The 24,105-nt window shown below is 54.4% G+C and carries 23 protein-coding genes; 4 read left to right on the plus strand and 19 right to left on the minus strand.

What is annotated here, in order from left to right:
• Window positions 1–23: 23 nt before the first annotated feature.
• Window positions 24–1,649 carry a Na/Pi cotransporter family protein gene (locus tag HA51_RS18820; protein WP_084936123.1) on the plus strand — a complete coding sequence of 542 codons (1,626 nt, stop codon included), beginning with the start codon at window positions 24–26 and terminating at the stop codon, window positions 1,647–1,649.
• 129 nt (window positions 1,650–1,778) lie between these two features.
• Here HA51_RS18820 and gntU read toward each other — a convergent pair whose 3' ends face one another.
• The 4 genes from gntU to HA51_RS18840 all read right to left on the minus strand — a co-directional run bounded on the left by gntU (window position 1,779) and on the right by HA51_RS18840 (window position 5,637).
• Window positions 1,779–3,119 (minus strand): gluconate transporter, encoded by a 1,341-nt coding sequence (gntU, locus tag HA51_RS18825; protein ID WP_084936124.1) that lies wholly within the window; start codon window positions 3,117–3,119, stop codon window positions 1,779–1,781.
• 2 nt (window positions 3,120–3,121) lie between these two features.
• Window positions 3,122–3,658, minus strand: coding sequence for a gluconokinase (gene gntK / locus HA51_RS18830; RefSeq protein WP_084936125.1), 537 nt, complete (start codon window positions 3,656–3,658; stop codon window positions 3,122–3,124).
• Between the two features lie 141 nt (window positions 3,659–3,799).
• Complete coding sequence (gene gntR / locus HA51_RS18835; protein WP_084936126.1) at window positions 3,800–4,795, minus strand: gluconate operon transcriptional repressor GntR; 996 nt, start codon at window positions 4,793–4,795, stop codon at window positions 3,800–3,802.
• A gap of 146 nt (window positions 4,796–4,941) precedes the next feature.
• Window positions 4,942–5,637, minus strand: coding sequence for a pirin family protein (locus HA51_RS18840; protein ID WP_084936127.1), 696 nt, complete (start codon window positions 5,635–5,637; stop codon window positions 4,942–4,944).
• A 364-nt stretch (window positions 5,638–6,001) separates the two neighbouring features.
• Here HA51_RS18840 and HA51_RS18845 point away from each other — a divergent pair, with 364 nt between their 5' ends.
• The gene (locus HA51_RS18845; RefSeq protein ID WP_084936128.1) at window positions 6,002–6,493 is read left to right on the plus strand and encodes a GNAT family N-acetyltransferase; all 492 of its coding nucleotides are present in this window, start codon (window positions 6,002–6,004) and stop codon (window positions 6,491–6,493) included.
• Between the two features lie 281 nt (window positions 6,494–6,774).
• Here HA51_RS18845 and ggt read toward each other — a convergent pair whose 3' ends face one another.
• Window positions 6,775–8,526 (minus strand): gamma-glutamyltransferase, encoded by a 1,752-nt coding sequence (gene ggt / locus HA51_RS18855; RefSeq protein ID WP_084936129.1) that lies wholly within the window; start codon window positions 8,524–8,526, stop codon window positions 6,775–6,777.
• Window positions 8,527–8,728: 202 nt separating this feature from the next.
• On the opposite strand from ggt, the gene HA51_RS18860 reads away from it, so the two are divergent.
• Window positions 8,729–9,007 (plus strand): DUF2756 domain-containing protein, encoded by a 279-nt coding sequence (locus tag HA51_RS18860; RefSeq protein WP_084936130.1) that lies wholly within the window; start codon window positions 8,729–8,731, stop codon window positions 9,005–9,007.
• Here HA51_RS18860 and ugpQ read toward each other — a convergent pair.
• The 10 genes from ugpQ to HA51_RS18910 form a co-directional block, all read right to left on the minus strand.
• Window positions 9,004–9,747 carry a glycerophosphodiester phosphodiesterase gene (gene ugpQ, locus HA51_RS18865; RefSeq protein ID WP_084936131.1) on the minus strand — a complete coding sequence of 248 codons (744 nt, stop codon included), beginning with the start codon at window positions 9,745–9,747 and terminating at the stop codon, window positions 9,004–9,006. The genes HA51_RS18860 and ugpQ overlap by 4 nt on opposite strands.
• Window positions 9,744–10,817 (minus strand): sn-glycerol-3-phosphate import ATP-binding protein UgpC, encoded by a 1,074-nt coding sequence (locus tag HA51_RS18870; RefSeq protein ID WP_084936132.1) that lies wholly within the window; start codon window positions 10,815–10,817, stop codon window positions 9,744–9,746. The genes ugpQ and HA51_RS18870 overlap by 4 nt, the downstream gene beginning before the upstream one ends.
• The gene (gene ugpE, locus HA51_RS18875) at window positions 10,818–11,663 is read right to left on the minus strand and encodes a sn-glycerol-3-phosphate ABC transporter permease UgpE (protein WP_038643678.1); all 846 of its coding nucleotides are present in this window, start codon (window positions 11,661–11,663) and stop codon (window positions 10,818–10,820) included.
• Window positions 11,660–12,547: a sn-glycerol-3-phosphate ABC transporter permease UgpA gene (gene ugpA / locus HA51_RS18880; protein ID WP_084936133.1), complete on the minus strand. Its 888-nt coding sequence runs from the start codon at window positions 12,545–12,547 to the stop codon at window positions 11,660–11,662. The genes ugpE and ugpA overlap by 4 nt, the downstream gene beginning before the upstream one ends.
• Before the next feature lie 61 nt (window positions 12,548–12,608).
• A complete protein-coding gene (gene ugpB, locus HA51_RS18885) occupies window positions 12,609–13,925 on the minus strand; it encodes a sn-glycerol-3-phosphate ABC transporter substrate-binding protein UgpB (protein WP_034827028.1) in 1,317 nt (438 codons plus the stop codon).
• Between the two features lie 225 nt (window positions 13,926–14,150).
• Window positions 14,151–14,864 carry a high-affinity branched-chain amino acid ABC transporter ATP-binding protein LivF gene (livF, locus tag HA51_RS18890; protein WP_084936134.1) on the minus strand — a complete coding sequence of 238 codons (714 nt, stop codon included), beginning with the start codon at window positions 14,862–14,864 and terminating at the stop codon, window positions 14,151–14,153.
• A gap of 1 nt (window position 14,865) precedes the next feature.
• Window positions 14,866–15,633: a high-affinity branched-chain amino acid ABC transporter ATP-binding protein LivG gene (livG, locus tag HA51_RS18895; protein ID WP_084936135.1), complete on the minus strand. Its 768-nt coding sequence runs from the start codon at window positions 15,631–15,633 to the stop codon at window positions 14,866–14,868.
• Window positions 15,630–16,901, minus strand: a complete 1,272-nt coding sequence (locus tag HA51_RS18900) for a high-affinity branched-chain amino acid ABC transporter permease LivM (protein WP_084936136.1) — start codon at window positions 16,899–16,901, stop codon at window positions 15,630–15,632. Before HA51_RS18900 ends, livG begins: the two co-directional genes overlap by 4 nt.
• Window positions 16,898–17,824, minus strand: coding sequence for a high-affinity branched-chain amino acid ABC transporter permease LivH (livH, locus tag HA51_RS18905; RefSeq protein WP_034827036.1), 927 nt, complete (start codon window positions 17,822–17,824; stop codon window positions 16,898–16,900). Before livH ends, HA51_RS18900 begins: the two co-directional genes overlap by 4 nt.
• 123 nt (window positions 17,825–17,947) lie before the next feature.
• Window positions 17,948–19,075 carry a branched-chain amino acid ABC transporter substrate-binding protein gene (locus tag HA51_RS18910; RefSeq protein ID WP_084936137.1) on the minus strand — a complete coding sequence of 376 codons (1,128 nt, stop codon included), beginning with the start codon at window positions 19,073–19,075 and terminating at the stop codon, window positions 17,948–17,950.
• Between the two features lie 403 nt (window positions 19,076–19,478).
• Between HA51_RS18910 and panM the strand changes: the two genes are divergently transcribed.
• Window positions 19,479–19,865 (plus strand): aspartate 1-decarboxylase autocleavage activator PanM, encoded by a 387-nt coding sequence (panM, locus tag HA51_RS18915; RefSeq protein ID WP_084936138.1) that lies wholly within the window; start codon window positions 19,479–19,481, stop codon window positions 19,863–19,865.
• A gap of 268 nt (window positions 19,866–20,133) precedes the next feature.
• Here the strand turns inward: panM and rpoH are convergent, their stop codons facing one another.
• The 4 genes from rpoH to ftsY all read right to left on the minus strand — a co-directional run.
• Window positions 20,134–20,991 carry an RNA polymerase sigma factor RpoH gene (gene rpoH, locus HA51_RS18920; RefSeq protein WP_034827057.1) on the minus strand — a complete coding sequence of 286 codons (858 nt, stop codon included), beginning with the start codon at window positions 20,989–20,991 and terminating at the stop codon, window positions 20,134–20,136.
• Between the two features lie 239 nt (window positions 20,992–21,230).
• The gene (gene ftsX, locus HA51_RS18925) at window positions 21,231–22,217 is read right to left on the minus strand and encodes a permease-like cell division protein FtsX (protein ID WP_084936139.1); all 987 of its coding nucleotides are present in this window, start codon (window positions 22,215–22,217) and stop codon (window positions 21,231–21,233) included.
• A complete protein-coding gene (gene ftsE, locus HA51_RS18930; RefSeq protein ID WP_084936142.1) occupies window positions 22,207–22,875 on the minus strand; it encodes a cell division ATP-binding protein FtsE in 669 nt (222 codons plus the stop codon). The genes ftsX and ftsE overlap by 11 nt, the downstream gene beginning before the upstream one ends.
• Window positions 22,876–22,880: 5 nt before the next feature.
• The coding region (ftsY, locus tag HA51_RS18935; RefSeq protein WP_084936140.1) for a signal recognition particle-docking protein FtsY at window positions 22,881–24,105 on the minus strand (1,225 nt) is incomplete at its 5' end.

Raw genomic sequence — 24,105 nt, forward strand, 5'->3', positions numbered from 1 at the left:
TGAAGGATGAGGAATCGTCTTACGTGTTAACCCTACTCAACTTGTTGTCTGCCGTGGCGTTACTGGTATGGGGCACGCACATTGTGCGCACCGGCATCATGCGCGTTTACGGTGCCGATCTACGGCGCGTGCTCAGCCGCAGCGTGGAAAGGAAACCCATGGCGTTTCTTGCTGGAATTGGCGTCACCGCGCTGGTCCAGAGCAGTAACGCGACCACCCTACTCGTCACCTCATTTGTGGCGCAAAATCTGGTCAGCCTGACACCCGCACTGGTCGTGGTTCTCGGTGCCGATGTCGGTACCGCCATCATGGCACGTATTCTGACCTTCGATCTCTCCTGGCTTTCGCCGCTGTTTATCTTCTTTGGCGTGGTATTTTTCCTTAGCCGCAAACAGACACGCGCCGGACAAATGGGCCGCGCCGCGATTGGCCTCGGGCTGATCTTGCTGGCCTTGCAGCTGATTGTCGCCGCCGCCAAACCCATCACTCAAGCGGCAGGCGTGCAGGTTTTATTCTCCACGCTGACTGGCGATGTCATGTTAGATGCGCTGCTGGGTGCCGTATTCGCGATCATCAGCTATTCCAGTCTTGCCGCGGTACTGATCACCGCCACATTGACCGCTTCCGGAGTGATCTCGTTTAAAGTCGCGCTTTGTTTAGTCATTGGGGCCAATCTTGGCAGCGGTTTGCTAGCGATGATCAACGCCAGCGGCTCTAACGCAGCAGGCAAACGCGTGGCGCTTGGTAGTTTGCTGTTTAAGTTGATTGGTAGCCTGGCGATCTTGCCACTGGTGAATTACGTCGCCGACCTACTCGAAAAAATGCCGGTGAATGATGAAGAATTGGTGATCTTCTTCCACGTATTTTACAACCTGATTCGCTGTCTGATTATGGTGCCCTTCGCCGAACCGATGGCGCGTTTGTGCCGCCGCATGATTACCGACGATCCTGATACCGATGTGCATCTGCGGCCAAAACATCTCGACAGAAGCGCTCTGGACACGCCGGCACTGGCACTGGCTAATGCTGCGCGAGAAACGCTGCGCATCGGCGATGTGGTTGAACAGATGATGGAGTCATTCAATAAAGTGGTGCATGGCGAACTGCGTGAGGAGCGTGCGGTGCGGCGGCTGGATGATGATGTCGATGTGCTGTACACCGCCATCAAACTCTATCTGGCGCGCATGCCGAAGGAGGATCTGGCAGAAGAGGATTCACGGCGCTGGGCGGAAGTCATCGAGATGGCACTGAATCTTGAGCAGGCAGGCGATATCATCGAGCGCATGTGTGGAGATGTGGCCGTAAAATCGCTGAATGCACGACGGGCATTTTCAGCGGAGGGACTGGAAGAACTGAATACGCTACAGGAACAGGTGCTCAATAACCTGCGCCTTAGCCTGTCGGTGTTTCTGTCCAAAGATATCCCGAGCGCGCGCCGCCTGCGTCGTTCCAAGCACCGTTTTCGCATCTTAATTCGACGGTTCTCACATGCGCACGTTGAACGTTTACATCAGAAGAACGTGCAGAGCATTGAGACCAGTTCGCTGCATTTGGGGTTGCTGGGGGATATGAAACGCCTTAATTCGCTGTTCTGTGCGGTGGCGTATACGGTGCTGGATCAACCGGATGATGAGCGGGATGAAGATTGATTGCCAGGTCGCCATAAATCGCGTCATCACCGGTTGCGGTATTCGGCCAGGTCGCCATAAATGGCGACCCTACGGGGCGGAAATATGTGGTTTTTTGTAGGGTGCGCATTCATGCGCACCGGGAAAATATTACGACAGCAAACTGAAAGCGATCATACCGACAATCGCACCCGTGGTGCCTAAGATGGTTTCCATCAGCGTCCAGGTCTTCAGCGTTTCACCTTCCGTTGCGCCCGTGAAACGCCCAAACAGCCAGAAACCGGCATCGTTGACGTGGCTGATAATGATCGAACCACCCCCGATACAAATCGACAACGCTGCCAGCTGCGCGCCGCTGTAGTGCAGCGGTTCAATCACCGGCATCACCAGGCCCACCGTGGTTAAACAGGCGACCGTAGCCGAGCCCTGAATCACGCGGATCGCGCCAGAGAGAATAAAGCACGCCAACGCAATCGGCATACCGGCACCGGTCAGCGCATGGCCCAATACCGGACCCACGCCAGAATCCACCAGCACCTGCTTAAAGACACCGCCCGCACCAATCACCAGCAGAATAATGCCTGCCGGTTGCAGTGCGCTGCCGCACACCTGCATCACCTTCTCTTTGTCCATCCCCTGGCGATAGGCCAGTCCATAGATCGCCACCAGGCACGCCAGCAAAATCGCAGTGAACGGGTGACCAATAAACTCCAGCCACTGGTAGAGACGTGAATCCGGTGTGGTGAAGCGCGCACCGATGGTTTTCAGCCCCACCAGCATCAGCGGGAACAGAATCAGCGCCAGACTAAAGCCAAACGATGGTAGCTTGCCCTCTTCCACTTCCGGCTGATGATCTTCCGGCGGTGCGCTGAAGCTGACATGGCGGGCAATGAAGTTGCCAAACAGCGGACCCGCAATCAGCATGCCGGGAATGGCTGCGCACAAACCGAGCAGAATCATCCAGCCAAAATCAGCGTGCATCTGTGAAGCGAGCAGCATCGGGGCCGGTCCCGGCAGCAGAAACGCCGCTGAGGCCGCTACACCCGCAAACAGCGGGATCACCAATTTCACTAAATTACCGTTGGTGCGACGCGCCACGGCAAAAGCGATGCTGATCAACAAGACTACCGCCACTTCAAAGAACAGCGGTAACGCGCAGATCAGTCCGGCAATCCCCATCGCGTAATGCGCCCGGTTTTCACCAAAGGCTTTCAGCATGCGGATAGCAATCTGATCGACCGCGCCGGTTTCATGCAAAATTTTGCCGAACATCGCGCCCAATGCCACCACGATGGCGAGAAATCCAAGCGTTCCGCCCATGCCTTTTTGCATGGTATCGGCAATTTTATCCAGCGGCATGCCAGAGAACAGACCGGCACCAATCGAGACTAACATCAGGGCGACAAAGGCGTGCATACGCGCTTTCATCACCAAAAACAGCAGCAGCAGGACAGAGCCTGCTGCGGTTAACACCAACGTTGCGGTACTCATCACTAACCCTTGTTGATTGCTTCCTTAATGGTCGCAACCGTGGCCGCAACGACTTCATCCAGTGAATGATTAATATCAACCACCAGTACATCGGGCTCGTCTGCCCCAGGTTCTTGCAACGTTTCAAACTGCGTGACCAGCATCTGCGGCTTAAAGAAGTGACCTTTACGCGCTTTCAGACGGGATTCAATGGTTTCGAAATCACCCTTCAGATAGATGAACTTCAGGTTCTCGTTGCCTTGGCGCAGGATATCGCGATAAGACTTTTTCAGCGCCGAGCAGACGATAATCGACACGGCTTGGGTACGTTGCATCGCAAACGCCGCATCATTCAATGCCTGCAACCACGGTTGACGATCGTTATCGTCCAACGGATGACCATCGGCCATTTTCATGATGTTGCTACGCGGATGGAGGAAGTCGCCATCGAGGAAGGCGCTGCTCAACTGATGAGAAACCTGATTAGCGACGGCAGACTTTCCGCTGCCGGATACGCCCATCAGGATAAACACGTGGTGCGATGGAGATGGCGTTGTCATTGTTTTGCGCTCCGGCAGTGGATTCTGCCAATGTTACCGATAACAAATTTGATTACCATTGTCGGAGCCAGTAAGAAGGCTGGCAACCCTTGTTAGGCGGAAAAGCACGAAAGTGTGAACTGACTCAAACATTCGCCAAAATCAGATGCTGCCACCTTCGGCAATTTCGAATCCGACATCCAGCGGTTGGGTCACGCTATCGTCGCCACCAATCCGGGCCAGTAGCATCGCCGCCGATTCACGTCCCATGCGCTCTCGCGGCGTTAACACCGTAGCAAGGCGTGGCGTGACCACTTGGGTAATATCATGGCCGTGGAAACCGGCAATCGCCATTTGCTCTGGCACGCTTAGGCCTTGGCGCTGGCACTCAAACATCGCACCGACCGCCAAGTCATCGTTGGTACAAAACAAGCTGTCGGTTTCGGGATAGCGTTTCTGCGCCTCACACAGCAACTGTGCACCCGCACTGAATGACGAGGCATCTTCCATCATCACACTGTGTGGGATCAGCCCAGCTTCGCGCATCGCTCGCTCATAGCCCTGCTGTTTTTGCAAGGTACGTTCATCGAGGCGTGCACCAAGGTAAACCGTGTGACGATGGCCTTTTTTGAGAATAGCATGCGTCATCTGACGTGCGGCTTCGACGTTATCGAACCCCACGGCCATATCTAGGCATGGCGTGACGGAATCCATCATTTCAATCACCGGGATGCCCGCCACTTCCAGCATGCGTAACGTACCCGGCGTATGTGTGCGCTCGGTAAGAATCACACCATCGATATTCCAGCCCAACAGCGATCGCAACTGCAACTCTTCTTTCTGAGCGTTATAGCCGAAGTGCGCCACCAGAGTTTGATAACCGGCTTCATCGGTGACGGTTTCAATGCCGCGTAATACGTCAGCGAAAACCTGGTTGGTCAGCGAAGGCAACAGCACGCCGATGGCGCGACTGGTGGCATTGGAGAGCATATCGGGGGCACGATTGGGGATATAACCGAGTTCATCCAGCGCCACGGCGATCTTATCGCGTAGCGCCAGCGAGACCTGATCGGGATTACGCAGGTAGCGGCTGACGGTCATTTTTGTGATGCCGACGCGATCGGCAACGTCCTGTAGTACCGGCCTTTTCTTCTTCATCGTATGCGCCTGAGGTCAGAGATACGATGAGTCTATCATTTTTTGTCATCATCAGGCTGTGCGGCGGCTATCGCTAAAACCGCATGATGTATCGCGTCGCTACCAACCATATGGAATCGGTAGCGACGCAGTTTATTTCGCAGGGTTTACACCGGCGGCAAATCAAACAACAGAATCTCCGCATCACTGTCAGCTTTGAGGGTCAGCGCGCTCTCATCCCAAATCGCCAGTGCATCGCTGGTACCGACCTGTTCACCATTCACACTCACCAGGCCTTTTACCACCTGAATCCATACGCGACGATCCGCTTCGATCGTGACTGCATCGGTTTCGCCTTCGGCAAACACCCAGCGCGACAAGGTCATGTCCTGGAACACTTTCAGCGACCCTTCACGCTCATCCTGAGACAGCACAAACTGGCGACCTTTCACGTCTTCAAAGCGACGCTGCGCATAACGTGGCTCAATGCCTTTGCGCTCTGGAATGATCCAGATCTGATACAGATGCAGCGGATCTTTGTCACTGGCGTTGTATTCCGAATGGCGCACGCCGGTACCGGCGCTCATGATCTGGAACTCACCTGCTGGGATCTGCTCTTTATTACCCATACTGTCCTGATGTTCTACGGTGCCAGACAGCACATAGGTCAGGATTTCCATGTCTTTATGCGGATGGGTACCAAAACCCTGGCCGCCATCAATCACGTCTTCATTGATAACGCGCAACGCGGAGAAGCCCATAAAATTGGCATCGTAATAATCCGCGAAGGAAAAGGTGTGCCAGCTATCGAGCCAACCGTGAGTGGCGTGACCGCGTTCTTCAGCTTTGCGTACGTAGATCATGTTCAATTCTCCTCAATGTTTTTTACAGTGTGGACCTGAGGTAGATCTATTGATAGCTGAAAAACTTAACGCCTCTGTTCAAAAATGCTGAATGTTTTAATGAGGATTGCACAGGAGAGATGAAGGAGGTACATCGCAGGCAAAAAAAAAGCCAGCACCCGAGCTGGCTAAGAAACACTGGAAGCAATGTGAGCAATGTCGTGCTAACTCGGTAGTCAGGAGACGTTCCCGAGTCCGCATGACAATAATAATCATTATCATTCGCGTATGTAAACCCCTTTTGAGAATTATTTTCCATTGACGACTCGCGAGAATTCCTTGATGTTAAAGGGGATTTTATTCACTTTGCACAAGGAGTCGCTCTATGAGTCAGGTCACTGTTCGTCACGCCACACCCGAAGATGCCGCTGCTCTCACCTATCTTTATAGTCAGCAAGAAACCCAAGCGGGCACGCTGCAACTCCCTTATCAGTCTCCGGTTCTATGGCAGGAACGCCTCAAAGAGAACCGTCCAGGCCAATACCGTCTGGTGGCGTGCATTGATGAAAAGGTCGTGGGTCAACTATCGCTGGATGGTATTACGGTGGCACGCCGCCGCCATGCCGCATCGATTGGTATGGGCGTCGATCCCGCCTTTCATCGTCGCGGCGTAGGCTCGGCGCTGATGACAGCGATGATTGACTTGTGCGACAACTGGCTACAGGTGACGCGCATTGAGCTGACGGTGTTTGCCGATAATCATAAAGCGATTGGTCTGTATCAGAAGTTTGGCTTCGAAATCGAAGGGACCGCGAAGCGTTTTGCGATGCGCGACGGCGAGATGGTGGATACGCACTACATGGCGCGCTTGAAATAACCCTTAGGCCGTCCTGTTAAACAACGCACTGAAGCCAATGAGCAGGCTGGGGCCGCTCAGGGGCTGGCATTTCGCAGCGCTGAACAGAATGAGTCTGCCAGGAGAGCCCGCAGGACGCGGGCGAAAGGCGGGGCGGCACACGATGTGCCATCCCCGCCGGTCCGTCAGGCAGATGAATGGCGTGAAGGAACCGCGTCAGCGGCGCGAGGACCGCCAGCCCCTGAGCGGCTCCAGACTGCGTTATCACCAATACAAGCATTGCGCCCCGTTAATCGCGCTGGTTAATACCCAGCACTCAAATCATCCACTGAACGCGGATCGGAAGCGCCATAGCGCATGCCATCCGGCCCAATCATGATGCTCTGGGTGCTGCCCATCGCTGGCATCACTTTCACATGCTGCCCCTTGGCTTCCAGCAAACGCAGCGTATCCGGGCTGAAGCCTTTCTCCACGCGCAGCTGATCCGGCAACCACTGATGGTGGAAACGCGGCGCATTGGTGGCTTCGGCTACGTTCATGCCAAAATCGATGCTGTTCACCACCATTTGCAGCACGGTGGTAATAATACGGCTACCGCCTGGGCTGCCCGTCACCAGCCAGGTTTTGCCGTCTTTGGCGATAATGGTCGGAGACATCGATGACAACGGACGTTTGGCCGGCTGCACCGCATTCGCTTCACCACCCACTAAACCATACACATTCGGCGTGCCCGGTTTCGCGGAGAAATCATCCATTTCGTTATTCATCAGGATACCGCTCTGCCCAGCCACAATACCGCTACCGAAATAGGTGTTCAGCGTGTAAGTCACCGCTACGGCGTTGCCGTCTTTATCCACCACCGAGAAGTGGGTGGTTTGATTACTTTCGTACGGCTCCAGCTTGCCCGGTTTGATCTCGCTGGAAGGACGTGCTTTGTTGACGTCAATCTGCTGCGCCAGGGTTTTGGCGTAGGCTTTACTGGTCAACGCCTGCTGCGGCACTTTGACGAAATCCGGATCGCCCAAATATTCAGACCGGTCGGCATAGGCGTATTTCTCTGCTTCCGCCATCACCTGCATCGCATCGGCGCTGCCAAAGCCCCACTTCGCCAGATCGAAGTTTTCGAGGATATTCAGGATCTGCACGATGTGAATGCCGCCTGAAGACGGAGGTGGCATTGAAAACACCTCATAACCGCGATAGGTGCCGCTGACCGGTTTACGCTCCACTGCACGGTAGGCTGCCAAATCCGGTTTGCCGATCAGGCCGCCGTGCTGCGCCATTTCTCCTGCGATCTCATCCGCGATTTTGCCCTTGTAGAACGCATCGGGGCCCTGCTGTGCAATCAGTTGCAGACTGTGCGCGAGGTTCTTCTGCACCAGACGCTCGCCCTTCTGATAAGGCTTGCCATCCGCTTTATAGAAAATCGCCCGGCTGTTGTCATGATTGATCAACGTCTCTTTGCCGTAGGTCGCCAGATCGTCCGCCAGCGCGTCGTTCACAATAATACCTTCACGCGCCAGTTTGATGGCCGGCGCCAGCAGTTTGCTCAGCGGCAAGGTGCCGTATTTCTGCGCCGCCAGCGCAAAACCGGCCACGGTGCCCGGCGTGCCCGATGCCAGATGTGAAGTGAGAGACAGTTTTGGATCGGCATTACCTTGCTTATCGAGGAACATATCGCGGGTGGCATGTGCCGGAGCCATTTCACGGAAGTCGATAGCAGCAGTGCGGCCCGATGCAGTACGCAGCATCATAAATCCGCCACCGCCGAGGTTACCGGCCTGCGGATGGGTCACCGCCAGCGCGAAGCCCACTGCAACGGCCGCATCCACCGCATTACCGCCCTGTTTCAGAATATCGACGCCAACCTGGGTGGCCATCGCATCCACCGACGCCACCATGCCGTGCTGCGCTTTCACCGGATGAAAGGTATCGCTGTCCACCCCATATGACACCGGTGGTGCACTGGCGGGCACGGCAAACGCACCCTGCACCACAGTAAAACTCATCAATAATGCCCAGCCAACCTGGCGCACGCTGCCCTTTAGTCTCATTTGCGATCTTCCTTTGCGATTATTTACATTTGTTATTTTTTGATGCAAGTGTTTGCAAACACGATAAAAAGCGTAGCAGTAAGCCAAATTCGGTGCACTCCTGGTTCAGGACTTTGTGACATCGCATAAACTTATGACAGCAGCTCTTGTTGCCATACTGATGGCGACAGCACACAGCAGGCTGCATCAATGGAGGAAGACCATGAAAAAATGGCTAATTGTGATTGCCGCATTGCTGCCACTGAGCGGCATGGCAAACATGCTCAATAATACCAGTGAGCCTTATAAACCCGGTTACAACCCGAGTCAGCAGCGCATGCAGACGCAAATGCAGGTCCAGCAGCAACAGCAGCAGCAGAAACTGCGGCAGGACCAGCAGCAGCAGAATCAGGAATTACAGCGGAAAATGCAGGAGCGAAGGGATAGCGCCCAGCAGCGCGTGATTCAGCAACAGCCGGGCCAGCAGCAAAACCAGAATTAGCGGAAGTCGGGACCGATAATGTCGATGCGGTCGGTACAAATCGCATCGACGCCCCAACTCAACAGCTCGCGCGCCCGCGCGGGCTGATTCACCGTATATACCAAAATATGGAGTCCGGCAGCTTTCAACTGCGCGGTGCGTTCAGCATCCAATAATTTATGGTTCAGATGGATGGAGACGCAACCCAGTGCTTGGGTCAGCGCCGGCCAGTCATCGTGCCACTCATCCAGTAATAATCCGCGTGGCAACTCAGGTGCTGCCTGCATCGCTGCTTCCAATGCTTCATAAGAGAAGGAAGACAACAGTGGCGCGGTTTGGCCTTGCCACAATTCGCGCGCGGCCAACGCCACATCGCGTCCTGTCTCCACCTCTTTGCCGGTGGTCGGCTTGATCTCAACGTTCGCCATTATTTGATGCTGGCGGCAACGATCGGCCACATCACGCAACAGTGCCAGTGGCTCGCCTTCGTATTCGCGGCTGTACCAGCTACCTGCATCCAGTTGCGATAACTTACTCCATGAGAGATCGCCCGCCACTCCCCAGCCGTTGCTGGTGCGGTCCAGCGTGTCGTCATGCAACAGGAACACCTGCTTATCATCCGACAGCTTGGCATCAAACTCGATCATGGTATGACCGTAATGCGCGCCGACATCAATCGCCGCCAGGGTATTTTCTGGGGCCAATTTACCGCCGCCGCGATGGGCGACGATGTGTGGGTATGGCCAGTTTTCTACACTCATTCCAGACGCTTTCCATGGGTTGAATCGAAGAAGTGTAACGCATCTGGCGGCAGATGCAGCCACAAGGTGCTTCCTGCCTTCGGACGTTCGCTGTGCGGCAAACGCACCACCAGTCGCGTATTACCAATGCGGCCATGCGCAAGGTTGTCGGCACCCAGCATCTCCAGCGTGTCCACCACCAGCGGAATGCCACCGGCTTGTTGGCTGCTCAGTACCAGATGTTCCGGACGAATACCCAAGGTTAGCGGTCGGTTAGCCCATTTCGCTTTGTTCTCGCCCAGCGGCAGGCTATTGAGCGCATCGAGCGTAAAGCGCGTGCCATCGCTATTGATTTGGCCCGGTAGCAGGTTCATGGCCGGTGAACCAATAAACGATGCCACGAACTGGCTCGCTGGACGTTCGTACACTTCCACCGGTGTACCGACCTGCTCGACCACGCCTTTGTTCATCACCATCACACGTTGAGCCAGCGTCATGGCTTCCACCTGATCGTGCGTGACATACAGGCTGGTCGTTTTCAGGCGACGGTGCAGCTGTTGCAGCTCGAGACGCATCTGTACTCTGAGGCGCGCATCGAGGTTCGATAACGGCTCATCAAACAGGAACACCGCCGGTTCGCGCACAATCGCACGGCCCATTGCCACACGCTGACGTTGACCACCGGAAAGCTCACGCGGACGACGAGCCAGCAAGTGATCTAACTCCAGGCTGCGCGCCGCTTCCATCACGCGTTGATCAATCTGCTCTTTGCCCATCCCGCGAATTTTCAGGCCATAAGCCATGTTCTCGCCGACCGTCATATGTGGATAGAGCGCGTAATTCTGGAACACCATGGCGATGCCACGATCTTTCGGTTCCATGTGGGTGACACGCTTGTCGTCGATATAAATATCGCCCGAGGTGACACGTTCCAAGCCTGCCACCATGCGCAGCAGGGTCGATTTACCGCAGCCGGAAGGGCCAACCATCACCATAAATTCGCCATCGTTGATGGTGATATTCAGGGGCTGAATAATTTGATTCTTGCCGTCATACGATTTGGTAACGGTCTGAAGGGTTACGCCTGCCATTTATTTATCACTCTCCACCAGGCCACGCACAAAGGCACGTTGCATTACGAGTACCACCACCACCGGTGGGATCAGGGTTAATAACATTGCCGCCATCACTTCGTTCCACTGCGTTGGGCCACCGCTGGTGTTGATCATACTTTTCACCCCGGCAACTGCCGTGCTCAGGCTCGGATCGTTGATGATCAACAGCGGCCACAAATACTGGTTCCAGCCGTAGATAAAGGTGATCACGAACAGTGCGGCAAGGTTGGTTTTTGACAGCGGTAAAACGATGTCCCAGAAGAAGCGCATCGGGCTGGCACCATCAATACGTGCCGCTTCAATCAGCTCGTCAGGCAGTGACATAAAGAACTGACGAAACAGGAATGTAGCGGTCGCCGAGGCCATCAGCGGCAGGGTTAAGCCACTGTAGCTGTCGAGCATATTCAGGTTTGAAATCACTTCCACCGTCGGGAAAATACGCACTTCCACCGGCAACATCAGCGTGATGAAGATCAGCCAGAAGAACAGCGAGCGCAACGGAAAACGGAACCACACCAGCGCGAAAGCTGAGAGCATTGATACCGCAATTTTGCCCACCGTAATGCCCAGCGCCATGATCAGGCTGTTGAGCATCATCATGCCGAATGCCGGGCCACTGCCGTTAACGCCTTGCGTCCAGATGCGTGAAATGTTGTCCCACAGATGTGTGCCGGGTACTAAGGTCATCGGCACCTGATACACCGCTTCGTTATCCAGCGTCGCGGCAACAATCGCCACATACAGCGGGAACAGAATAGTCAGTACGCCGAGCACCAGCAGGGTATGGCTGAAGATATCCAGCCCGCGTCGATTTTCAATCATTGGTATTGCACCTTACGCTCGACAAAGCGGAATTGCAGGATCGTCAGGCCAATCACCAGCAGCATCAGCACCACTGACTGCGCGGCAGAGGATGAAAGATCCAAACCGGTAAAGCCTTCGCGGTAGATTTTGTAGATCAGCGTAGTGGTGGCCTGTACCGGTCCACCACCAGTCGCGGCATCGATCACCGGGAAAGTATCGAAGAAGGCATACACCAGGTTGACCACCAGCAGGAAGAAACTCACCGGTGTAATCAGCGGCAGCGACAGGTTGAAGAAACGACGGACCGGACCGGCACCGTCAATAGCCGCTGCTTCCACCAGCGATTTGGGAATCGACTGCAGCGCGGCGAAGAAGAACAGGAAGTTGTAACTCATCTGCTGCCAGATGGACGCCAGCACGATCAGGAACATCGCCTGACCGCTGTTTTGCGCGTAGTTCCAGTTGTAGCCAATCTGATTAAGCAGATGGCTGAACAGGCCGAGGCCAGGATTGAACAGGAACATCCACAGCACCGCAGCCACCACAGGCGCAACGGCATAGGGCAGCAGCAATAAGGTTTGATAGAGCTTTCTCAGGCGCACCACATAATCTACCAGCGCCGCCAGCAGTAGCGAGAAGGTCATACCGCACACGGTAACCAGTGCGCTGAACTCGATGGTGGTCCAAAAAGACGCCAGATAATATTCGTCATTAAACAAACGCTTAAAGTTATCCAGTCCCACAAAAGTGCTGGAGATACCAAAAGGATCGATGCTTTGCAGTGAATACCACAGCGCTTCACCGGCCGGCCACAGGAAAAATATGGCGGTGATCACCAACTGCGGTGCGACCAGCAAATAAGGCAGAAAACGGGAGCGAAAAACGGGGCGTGATGAGGACATAGCAGACTCGCCAAAAGAGAAATCGGGGCTGACGCCATGCGCCAGCCCCGAGACAACGGAATTACTTCACTTGCTGTTCAAAACGACGCAGCAGTTCATTTCCGCGCTTCACAGCGTTATCCAGTGCAGCCTGTGGAGCCTGTTTGCCCGTCCACACGCCTTCCAGCTCTTCGTCCACGATGGTACGAATCTGTGGCATGTTGCCCAGACGCATGCCTTTGGTGAACGGCAGAGGATCTTTATTCAGCATCTGACGCGTAGCGATATCCGCACCTGGGTTCTTGTCATAGAAGCCCTGCTGCTTGGTCAGCTCATACGCTGCGGTGGTGATTGGCAGGTAACCGGTCTTCTGGTGCCATTCCGCGGCGATTTCTGGCTGCGCCAGGAACTTCATGAACTCTGCAACGCCTTTGTAGGTGTCAGCATCTTTGCCTTTCATCACCCACAGACTTGCGCCGCCAATGATGGCGTTCTGCGGTGCGTTAGGCACGGTTGAGTCGTATGGCATCATGCCAACGCCGAAGTTGAACTTGGCGTAATGCTTGATATCCGCCAGTGAACCCGAAGAGGCCGTAGTGATGCCGCAATCGCCGTTGTAGAACTTGGCGGTCGACTCATCTTTACGACCGAAGTAGGTGAAATCACCCTTCTTGTTCATGTCTTCCAGCATCTGGATGTGGCGCACCTGAACGGGCTTGTTAAATTCCAATACCGCGTCGGTACCGTCAAAGCCGTTGTTTTTGGTGGCCACCGGCAGTGCGTGCCAGGCGCTGAAGTTTTCGATCTGGATCCAACCCTGCCAGCCGCTGGCGTAACCACAGGTCATGCCCGCTTTACGCAGTGCGTCGGCGTCTTTCGCCAGCTCCTGCCAGGTTTTAGGTGGCTGATCTGGGTTCAGACCGGCTTTCTTGAATGCATCTTTGTTGTAGTACAGCACCGGCGTTGAGCTGTTGAACGGCTGAGAGATCAGCTGACCGTTGCTGTCGCTGTAATAACCCGCCACTGCTGGTACGAACTGTTTTGGATCCATCTGCACGCCCGCGTCTTTGAACACGTCATGCACAGGCACGATGGCTTTAGAAGCCATCATGGTTGCCGTACCCACTTCGTAAACCTGGAGAATAGCCGGTGCTTTACCGGTACGCACAGCAGCGATACCCGCTGCCAGGCTCTGCTCGTAGTTACCTTTGTAAGTCGGTACGATTTTGTATTCTGGGTGAGCCTGGTTAAAACGTTGTGCCAGAGAATCGACTTCTTTGCCTAACTCGCCTTCCATTGAGTGCCAGAAAGGAATGTCAGTTGCAGCCAGCGCATTACCGCTGAGCGCCAGACCGAGCAACACACTCATCAGGCGGGGACGAAGCGTAAAAGCGGACATAAGTTTTTTCCTGTGCTGTTAGGTACGCGCGATATCACGCATTTTTTTGTTCGCGAAGTAACATGACATGCAAATATGATAGAAAAATATCTGAAATATGACAGAGATGTGACACGCAAAAAACGCGTCAAACTATTAAGAAATAATTAAGTCTAGAGGAAGTATTGTACTGCGAAGACAGCGAGGAAAAGACGGCCTGGTTAAAGTACCAGACCGTTGAAAGGGTTAAGCGCCCAGGTAAGCACTTCTGACGGCTTCGTTAGAAAGTAGCGCGTCACCGCTGTCTTCCAGCACCACGTGACCGTTCTCCAGCACGTAGCCACGGTCGGCTAATTTCAACGCCTGGTTGGCGTTTTGCTCCACCAGGAAGATGGTCATACCCTCTTTGCGCAGCTGCTCAATAGTATCGAAAATCTGCTGAATGATAATCGGGGCCAGGCCCAATGATGGCTCGTCTAACAGCAGCACGCGGGGCTGGCTCATTAGCGCGCGGCCAATCGCCAGCATCTGCTGTTCACCGCCCGACATGGTGCCTGCACGCTGCACTTTACGCTCTGCCAGCCGTGGGAACAGCTGGTACACCCGTTCAATGCGCTCTTGATACTGCTGTCGCGTGGCAAAGAAACCGCCCATCGCCAGGTTCTCTTCCACCGTCATGCGCGAAAACACACGACGCCCTTCCGGCACAATCGCAATCGCTTCCCGCATGATTTTCGCTGTTTGCCAGTCGGTGATCTCTTTGCCGTCGAACACGATGGTGCCGCTGGTGGCACGTGGTTCGCCGCATAGGGTGCCGAGCAGCGTGGTTTTACCCGCGCCGTTCGCACCAATCAGCGTGACGATTTCACCCTGATTAATGTGCAGATTAATATTGTGCAGCGCCTGAATCGGGCCGTAATGGGCATTCACACCCTGCAGAGTTAAAATCGGGTTTGCCATATTACGCCTCACCTAAATAAGCACGGATCACATCCGGGTTGTTACGCACTTCTTCCGGGGTGCCGTTCGCCAGCGGTGTTCCCTGATTCACCACATAAATGCGGTCAGAAATCCCCATTACCAGTTTCATATCGTGTTCAATCAACAGCACGGAAACCTTGTGCTTGCCGCGCAGTTCGGCGATCAGTTCATCCAGCTCGTGGGTTTCACGCGGGTTGAGTCCAGCGGCCGGTTCATCCAGCATCAGGATTTCTGGACGCGTCACCATGCAACGCGCAATTTCCAGACGACGCTGCTGACCGTAAGCCAGGTTGCCCGCCTGACGGTTTGCCAGCTCCAGCAAGCCGATGCGCTCCAGCCAGGTAGCCGCACGATCCAGTGCTTCGCTCTCGCCGCGACGAAACGCCGGGGTTTTGAACAAACCTGAGAACACACCGCTTTTCAGGTGTTGATGCTGTGCCACCAACAGGTTCTCAATCACCGTCATTTCGCGGAACAGACGCACGTGCTGAAAAGTACGCACGATGCCCATGCGCGCAATCTTTTGGCCCGGCTGGCCTTGCAGCTCTTGGTCACGCAATTTGATGGTGCCGCCAGTCGGCTTGTAGAAGCCGGTCAGGCAGTTGAACACCGTGGTTTTACCAGCACCGTTCGGGCCAATCAGTGACACGATTTCCTGGGGATGCAGTTCCAGCGCCACATTGTTGACGGCCAACAGGCCGCCAAAGCGCATCATCAAGCCTTCAACGGCTAACAAAGGCTGACTCATGCCTGCTCTCCTTGTTTGCTGCTTTTCAACTTCAGGTGTGGACGCTTCATTGGCAACAGTCCTTGCGGACGCCAGATCATCATCAGTACCATCAAACCACCCAGCACCAGCATGCTGTACTCATTCAAATCACGCATCAGCTCGCGCGACACCACCAGCAGCACCGCTGCCAGGATCACCGCAAACTGCGAACCCATACCGCCCAGCACCACAATCGCCAGTACAAAAGCGGACTCGACGAAGGTGAAGGATTCTGGGCTGACAAAGCCCTGACGTGCAGCGAACAACGTACCGGCAAAACCCGCGAACACGGCGCTGATGGTGAAAGCGGTTAGCTTGATACGCGTTGGGCTGAGGCCCAGCGAACGGCAGGCGATCTCATCTTCACGCAGCGCTTCCCATGCGCGACCCAGTGGCATACGCAGCAGGCGATTGATAACAAACAGCGTGACCGCGACCAACAGTAGCGCCACCAGATACAGGAAAATCACACGATGGTTAGGATCGTATGCCAGGCCGGTGAGGTCGTGGAACGTAGTCCAACCGCCCTCACTCACTCGACGTCCAAACTCAATGCCAAACAGGCTCGGCTTAGGTATCTGAGCAATGCCGTTCGGCCCTCCGGTAATTGAGGTGCTGTTCAGCAGCAAAATACGCACGATTTCACCGAAGCCCAGCGTCACAATCGCCAGGTAGTCACCGCGTAAGCGCAGAACCGGGAAGCCCAGCATTAGACCAAAGGCGCCCGCGACAATACCCGCCAGCGGCAGGCTTTCCCAGAAGCCAAAGCCGTAATAGTGGTTGAGCAATGCGAAGGTGTAAGCGCCGATGGCATAGAAGCCGCCATAACCCAGCACCAGCAAACCAGACAGGCCCACCACTACGTTAAGCCCTAACCCCAGCATGACGTAGATCAGCGTCAGGGTGGCGATATCTACGCTGCCGCGCGAGACCAGAAACGGCCAAATCACCGCGGCGGCGATCATCAGCGCCATCACCAATTTTTGTTTCGGCGTAGAGCCATCGAAGCCAGGCAGTACGAAGGCCTTGCCGCTACGTTTAAATTTGCCATGAAACAGCGGGCGCAGCAGTTGGAAGACAAACACCACCGCACAGCCGATGAAAATCCAGTTCCAGCGTGCGGCACCGGCGTTAGCCACCACCAGTTTAGTACCGTCCAGATCGAGACGGACGCCCATAAAGAAGGTGGCAAGAATCAGTAACATCACCGTTGAAATCACGGCGTTGACCAGACCGAGGCGTTTCATACTTTCTCCACCTCCGGACGGCCCAGAATACCGGTTGGCATCACCAGCAGCACCACAATCAGCAGCGCGAACGACACCACATCTTTGTATTCCGTCGACAGATAAGCAGACGTCAGTGCTTCAGCAATACCCAGCACTAAACCACCAATCATCGCACCCGGAATACTGCCGATGCCGCCCAGTACCGCAGCGGTGAACGCCTTCATGCCCGCCATAAAGCCGATGAACGGGTTGATTGAGCCGTAGAATTGCCCCAGCAACACACCCGCTACCGCCGCCATCGCCGCACCAATAATGAAGGTCAGTGAGATCACGCGGTCGGTGTTGATGCCCAGCAAGCTGGCCATTTTCAGGTCTTCAGCGCAGGCTCGGCAGGCGCGGCCCATACGGGAATAACGGATGAACAGCGTCAGCGCCAACATCGACAGGAAGGTCACCACCCAAATCACCAGCTGCATGGTGGAGAGCGTGGCAGCAAAACCGTTGCTCTCGCCCAGCGTCCACTGGCCGGTGATCAAGCTTGGCAGGGCCAGATCGCGCGAACCTTGCGTCAGGCTGACGTAGTTCTGCAGGAAGATCGACATCCCGATCGCGGATATTAGTGCAATCAAACGCTTCGAAGATCGCACGGGCTTATACGCCACACGCTCAATGCTCCAGCCGTAGGCGCTGGAAATGATCACCGCCATCACGAAACCAGCGGCGATCATCAGCCACGTGGTATCAATGCCCATCATCATCAGGGCGGCGATCACAATAAAGGAGACATAACTGCCGATCATATACACCTCGCCGTGGGCGAAGTTGATCATGCCGATGATGCCGTAGACCATGGTGTAACCAATGGCGATCAGCGCGTAGGTGCTCCCGAGGGTCACCCCGTTGAACATCTGCTGAATGAAATAGAGAAACTGTTCGGACATAACGATTACCTTAAAAACACGTCCGTGATCGGTTAACGCAAGATGCGATAAAAGGACCGGATTTGAACAAGGGCGGCCACAAGGCCGCCCCTACATGCGTGTTAAATGCTGTTCTGGGCGGAATTACTTAACTGCGGTAGAAGAACCGTCTTTGTGCCATTTGAAGACACCAAATTCGAAGCCCTTCAGGTCGCCTTTCTGATCCCAGTTCAGGTTGCCCATCACCGTTGGAACCGCTGCGCCCTCTTTCAGGTTTTTAGCAATCGCATCGGGCTCAGCGCTCTTGCTGCGTTCGATACCGGCAACCAGTGACTGAATGGCCGCATAGGTGGTCCAGACGAACGGTCCGGTTGGATCTTTACGGTTAGACGCGGTATTGGCTTTGATGGCTTCAACAATCGCCTTGTTCTCTGGCAACTGGTCATAACGCTTCGGCAAGGTCACATACAGGCCTTCTGACGCATCACCGGCAATGTTAGACAGTGAAGCGTTGCCCACGCCCTCTGGACCCATGAAGCCGGCATTCAGGCCGGCTGCTTTTGCCTGACGCAGAATCTGGCCCAGCTCTGGGTAGTAACCACCGTAGTAAACGAAATCGACGTTCTCTTTCTTCAGACGCGCAATCAGCGTGGAGAAATCTTTGTCGCCGGCAGTGATACCTTCAAACAGCACCACGTTGCCGCCTTTGGCTTTCAGGGTTTTCTGCACCGACTCTGCCAGACCTTGGCCGTACTGCTGCTTGTCATGCACCACAGCGATACGTTTTGGTTTGATCTCATTGAGAATGTAAGTTGCTGCGGTTGGGCCCTGATCGGAATCCAGACCCGTGGTGCGCAGCACATCAGCATAACCACGTGCCGTCAGCTCTGGTGCGGTGGCTGCTGGGGTAATCATCAGAATGCCTTCGTCGTTATAGATGTCGGAAGCAGGCTGAGTAGAAGAGGAGCAGAGGTGGCCGATAACATATTTGATGCCGTCGTTAACCACTTTGTTGGCCACTGCAACCGCTTGTTTAGGGTCACAGGCGTCGTCATATTCCACGCCAACCAGTTTGTCACCGTTAACGCCGCCTTTGGCATTAATGTCCTTAATCGCCTGCGCTGCACCGGTGAACTGCATGTCACCGTATTGGGCAACCGGGCCTGTTGCTGCGCCAACGATGGCAATTTTGATGTCTTTTGCCAGTGCGGCATGGCTTAACGCCAACGCAACGCAACCCGCCAGTAATGCGCGTCCTTTACTCATTTTCATGCGAACTTCCCCATCTGTTGTGTCGTGTGTCTGTTGTGATTGGTTTTATTCAGCCAGTCAAAGAGGAAAACTGATTTTAAATAATGAGTTAGCACCCTTTTCTGGCATTTTTTGTTAAGAAGGCTTTATTTTTCAGGTTATTAAACAGGAACTTTCTTCTGTAAATCAACTGACATATTCAGTATTAGTTGCGTTGAACAGCAGAATCATCTGGTTTTTATGGCCATATTTTAGTCAGGTTTCCAGGGCATTATGCTGGACTTTTCAACGATCATTGATGGCTTCATCCACAATTCTGGCAAACCGGGTGGTATTTGACCTATTTTCATTGCAAAAAAGTGACAGCACGCTGACTGTCTAAATTCGCTACACTATGGCCTTTCTGCCAGTACAGGTAAGGGTAATGAAGCTCACTATTCAGCGGATCACCACGCTGACGCCGCAAGATCGGTTGGATTTAGCTAAAGTCTGGCCGCAGATCGATATTTCGCAACTAGCAGCTGCGTTAAGCGAGACACAGCGACTGTATGCGGCACGCTTTAACGATCGCCTGCTGGCAGCATTACGGCTGGAGGTTCGCGGTACCCAGGGAAAGATTTCGCACCTGAATGTGCGTGAAGTGACGCGGCGGCGCGGTGTAGGACAATATTTGCTGGAAGAGACTGTGGCACAGAACAGTGCGCTAAGAGATTGGTGGATAGCGGATGATGGCGACGACAATCAAAGCGTGCGCGCCGCCTTTATGCAGGCCAGTGGTTTTCGCGCGCAGGCGGATGGCTGGGTCCGTTAACTGTTTGGTTACGTAGCGGCGCGATTTATCGCGCGGACCTGAAGCGGCACTATGGCTGGCAGATGCGCAATAAATTGCGCCGCTACGGCTTAACCAGTTGATATCCCGTTCAATGCTCATATGAACTGAGGTCGGTGGCTACGTGGTATAACGCGCAGACCTGAAGCGACGCTGTGGCTGGCAGATGCGCAATAAATTGCGCCGTTACAGATTTCGGGCAATAAAAAGGGCGACTATAAAAGTCGCCCCGTTTTGCACCTGATGGTTATCAGGCTTCAATCGCCATACGCAGTTTCTTCATGGCGTTCTTTTCCAGCTGACGCACACGCTCTGCAGAGACACCGTATTTGTCGGCCAACTCCTGCAGCGTGGTTTTGTTCTCATCATCCAGCCAACGAGCGCGGATGATGTGCTGGCTGCGCTCATCGAGACTCAGCATGGCATCGCTCAGTTTATCCGCGGCATGCGCATCCCAGTTGTCTTCTTCAATGCCATCAGCAAAGTCAGAAGTTTTATCCTGCAAATACAGCACCGGTGCCATCGGCTTACCTTCGCCAGCTTCGTCATCCGAAGACATATCGAAGGTCATGTCCTGCGCGGCCATACGAGATTCCATCTCGAGTACGTCTTTGCTGCTCACGCCCAACTCGCGCGCAACCATCTCCACTTCGTCCTGATTGAACCAACCGAGACGCTGTTTGCTTTTACGCAGATTAAAGAACAGCTTACGCTGCGCTTTAGTGGTTGCGACCTTCACAATACGCCAGTTACGCAGCACGTATTCGTGAATTTCTGCTTTGATCCAGTGCACGGCAAATGACACCAGACGCACGCCGACTTCAGGGTTGAAGCGACGCACCGCCTTCATCAGGCCAATGTTGCCTTCCTGAATCAGGTCCGCCTGTGGCAGGCCGTAACCGGAGTAGTTACGAGCGATATGAACAACAAAGCGCAGGTGAGACAGGATCAGCGTCTTAGCTGCATCCAGATCGCCCTGGTAATGCAGTTTCTCCGCTAATGCCTTCTCCTCTTCTGCCGTTAATACCGGCCAGTTATTGGCAGCCCGGACGTAAGATTCCAGGTTACCCAGAGGCGCAATCGCTAAAGTTTGCATTTCTTTGGTCATTCAAACCCTCACAAATTCAATGGACTTGCTGCACGGTATTTTGCGCAGACGTTACATTATGTCAACGTCGCAAAAAAACCAAAAGCAATCTGTGCTACTTGGACGAGAAAGTTATCCACAAGTTCAATTATAGCAGTGAATATTTTACACACAGATGACGGCGGGGAAAATAGGAAGATTCCTCTGCTCCCAGGTCGTCGGCAGCAGAGGAAGAGTATATCAAAAAACGTTGCTGTTGGTTACTGCGGCGTAAATCGGCGTAAATGTTGTACAGTCGCTAACCACGCGGCAATCCAGCCGATAATGGCGGCAACCAGCAGCAGCAATAGCCCTTCATCCCAGGAAAAACCTTCCAGCGCAAAGGTGGTGCCAAACACAGTGGCGACTTGTGCCACCACGGATTGCAGACGCAATACCAGGACTTCAGAAAGTATTAACGACAGCACTGCACCACTCAATCCTAGCAATGCGCCGCCATACAGGAACGGACGCAGGATAAAGCCGTCAGTGGCACCAATCAGCTTCTGCACGTTAATGGTGTCGCGGCGAGCAAAAATGCTCAGGCGCACGCTGTTACCAATCACCAGGAACACGGCCACGACCATTAACAAGCCAATCATGGAGGCCACTTGCCCCACCAGACCGGTTAACGCCGCTAAACGGGCAAACCAGCTGTCATCCATACGCACTTCATCAACGCCCTGCACTTTCGCGACGCGATCGCGCAGATTGCTCATGGTGTCCGAATTCTGGAAATTCAGCTTCGGCGTGATAATTGCCACAGCAGGTAATGGATTCTGCTCCAGCATATCCATCGAACCGCCAAAGCCAGACCAGTTGCGGAACTCATTCAAGGCTTCTTCGCGCGTCAGATAATTGACGTTGTCCACGCCATCCAGCTTTTTCAGCTCCGCAGTGACATTCTCTGCGGCCGTATCATCCAGCGCTTTATCCAGATACACCGTCAGCTGAGGCGCGGGATACCATTGCGTAGCCGCCTGGCTGACGTTCTTCCACACCATGTAGCAGACGCTTGGCAGCGTGAGAGAAATCGCGATCACCATAACCGTCAGCAGCGTCGCCAACGGTTGACGCCACATATCCGACAGCGTACCGCGCAGCGCGTAACGCCACTGTTCCTGCCAACCGCCTTTCAGCGCCTTACTTTTGGAAGGCTGCTTCGTCGCTTTCGGCGCCGCAGGGCGCTTATTGCGTTTATTGACCATCGTGGCCTCCGTGCAGGCGTCCCTGATTCAGCGTCATCAAGCGGTAATTACGGCGAGCAATCAGCCCGGTGTCGTGCGTTGCCATCAGCACCGTCACACCAACGCGGTTAAACTCTTCGAACAAGCGCAGGATGTCTTCCGACAGCGCATCATCGAGGTTACCGGTCGGTTCATCTGCCAGCAGCACCGCCGGCTTATTCACCACCGCACGCGCAATGCCGACACGCTGTTGTTCACCGCCGGAGAGCTGGATCGGAAAACTTTTCGCTTTGTCGAGCAGGCCGACTTTATCTAATGCGGCCGATACACGACGACGAATATCTTCACCGCTGGCCCCGGAGATAATCAGCGGGATTGCCACGTTGTCGTAGACCGAACGATCCATCAGCAAATGGTGATCCTGAAAAATCATCCCGATCTGACGTCGCAGGAAAGGCACTTCACTGTGACGCAGACGCGAAATATCGTGACCACTAAACCAGATCTGCCCTGCACTCGGTCGCTCAATGCCACAAATCAGCTTCAGTAAGGTACTTTTCCCCGCACCGGAATGGCCGGTCAGGAACGCCATTTCACCAGGACGCAGATGAAAATCCACTCCCTGTAGCGCCTGACGTCCTCCCAGGTAAGCTTTACTGACCTCTTCAAAGCGAATCATCCCAATCATTCCTCTCGGGCAAACAGTGCCTCAATAAAGTCTCCAGCCTTAAACGGCCGTAAATCCTCGATGCCTTCCCCGACACCGATATAACGAATCGGAATACCAAACTGGTCGGCAACCGAGAAGATCACCCCACCTTTGGCAGTACCGTCGAGTTTGGTCAAGGTGATACCGGTCAAGCCCACGGCCTCATGGAACAGTTTGGCCTGGCTGACGGCATTTTGCCCAGTGCTAGCGTCGAGCGTCAGCATCACTTCATGCGGCGCATCGTCATCCAGTTTTTTCATTACACGCGTGATTTTCTTCAGCTCTTCCATCAGGTGCGCTTTGTTTTGCAGGCGACCCGCGGTATCGGCAATCAGAACATCGACGTTGCGTGATTTGGCGGCCTGAATAGCGTCAAAGATAACCGAGGCTGAGTCAGCCCCCGTGTGCTGCGCCACCACGGGAATGTTGTTGCGCTGGCCCCACACCTGCAACTGTTCAACAGCCGCGGCACGGAAGGTATCACCCGCTGCCAACATCACCGATTTCCCCTGCGCCTGATATTGACGCGCCATCTTGCCGATGGTGGTGGTTTTACCGACGCCATTGACGCCGACCATCAGGATCACGAACGGGGTTTTACCCTCGATGTTGAGCGGCGCATCGACTTTTTCCAGAATGCCGGCCATTTCAGCCTTTAACATGCCGTAAAGTGCTTCCGCATCGCGCAACTGTTTACGATTAGCCTGCTGAGTCAGATTGGCAATGATACGGCGCGTGGTTTCCACCCCGACATCGGCAATCAGCAGCTGCTCTTCCAGCTCTTCAAACAGGTCATCATCAATTTTCTTGCCACGGAACAGGCTGATAAAGCCCGAACCCAAGTTTTCGCGCGTTTTAACCAAGCTGCGCTTCAAGCGGGCGAAGAAGCCCTCTTTGGTAGGACGCTCTTGCTCTTGCGCAATGATCGGGGCTGCGGCCAACGGCAAATCACTGACGGTATCCTGCGCTTCTGCTTCCGCGTCTTCCGCATAGGTTTCCGCTAAGGCCAGTGCTTCCAGTTCCTCATCACTGAGTACATCGTCTTCTGGCTCGATCTCTGATTCAACCGGCGCTTCAATAACAGCCTGCTGTGGCTCGATAGTCGGCTCAACAGGCGCTTCGAGAACAGCCTGCTGCGGCTTGATAGCCGATTCGACCGGCGCTTCGATAATAGCCTGCTGCGGCTCGATAGCCGGTTCA

Source organism: Pantoea rwandensis (genome assembly GCF_002095475.1).
Taxonomy (GTDB): domain Bacteria; phylum Pseudomonadota; class Gammaproteobacteria; order Enterobacterales; family Enterobacteriaceae; genus Pantoea; species Pantoea rwandensis.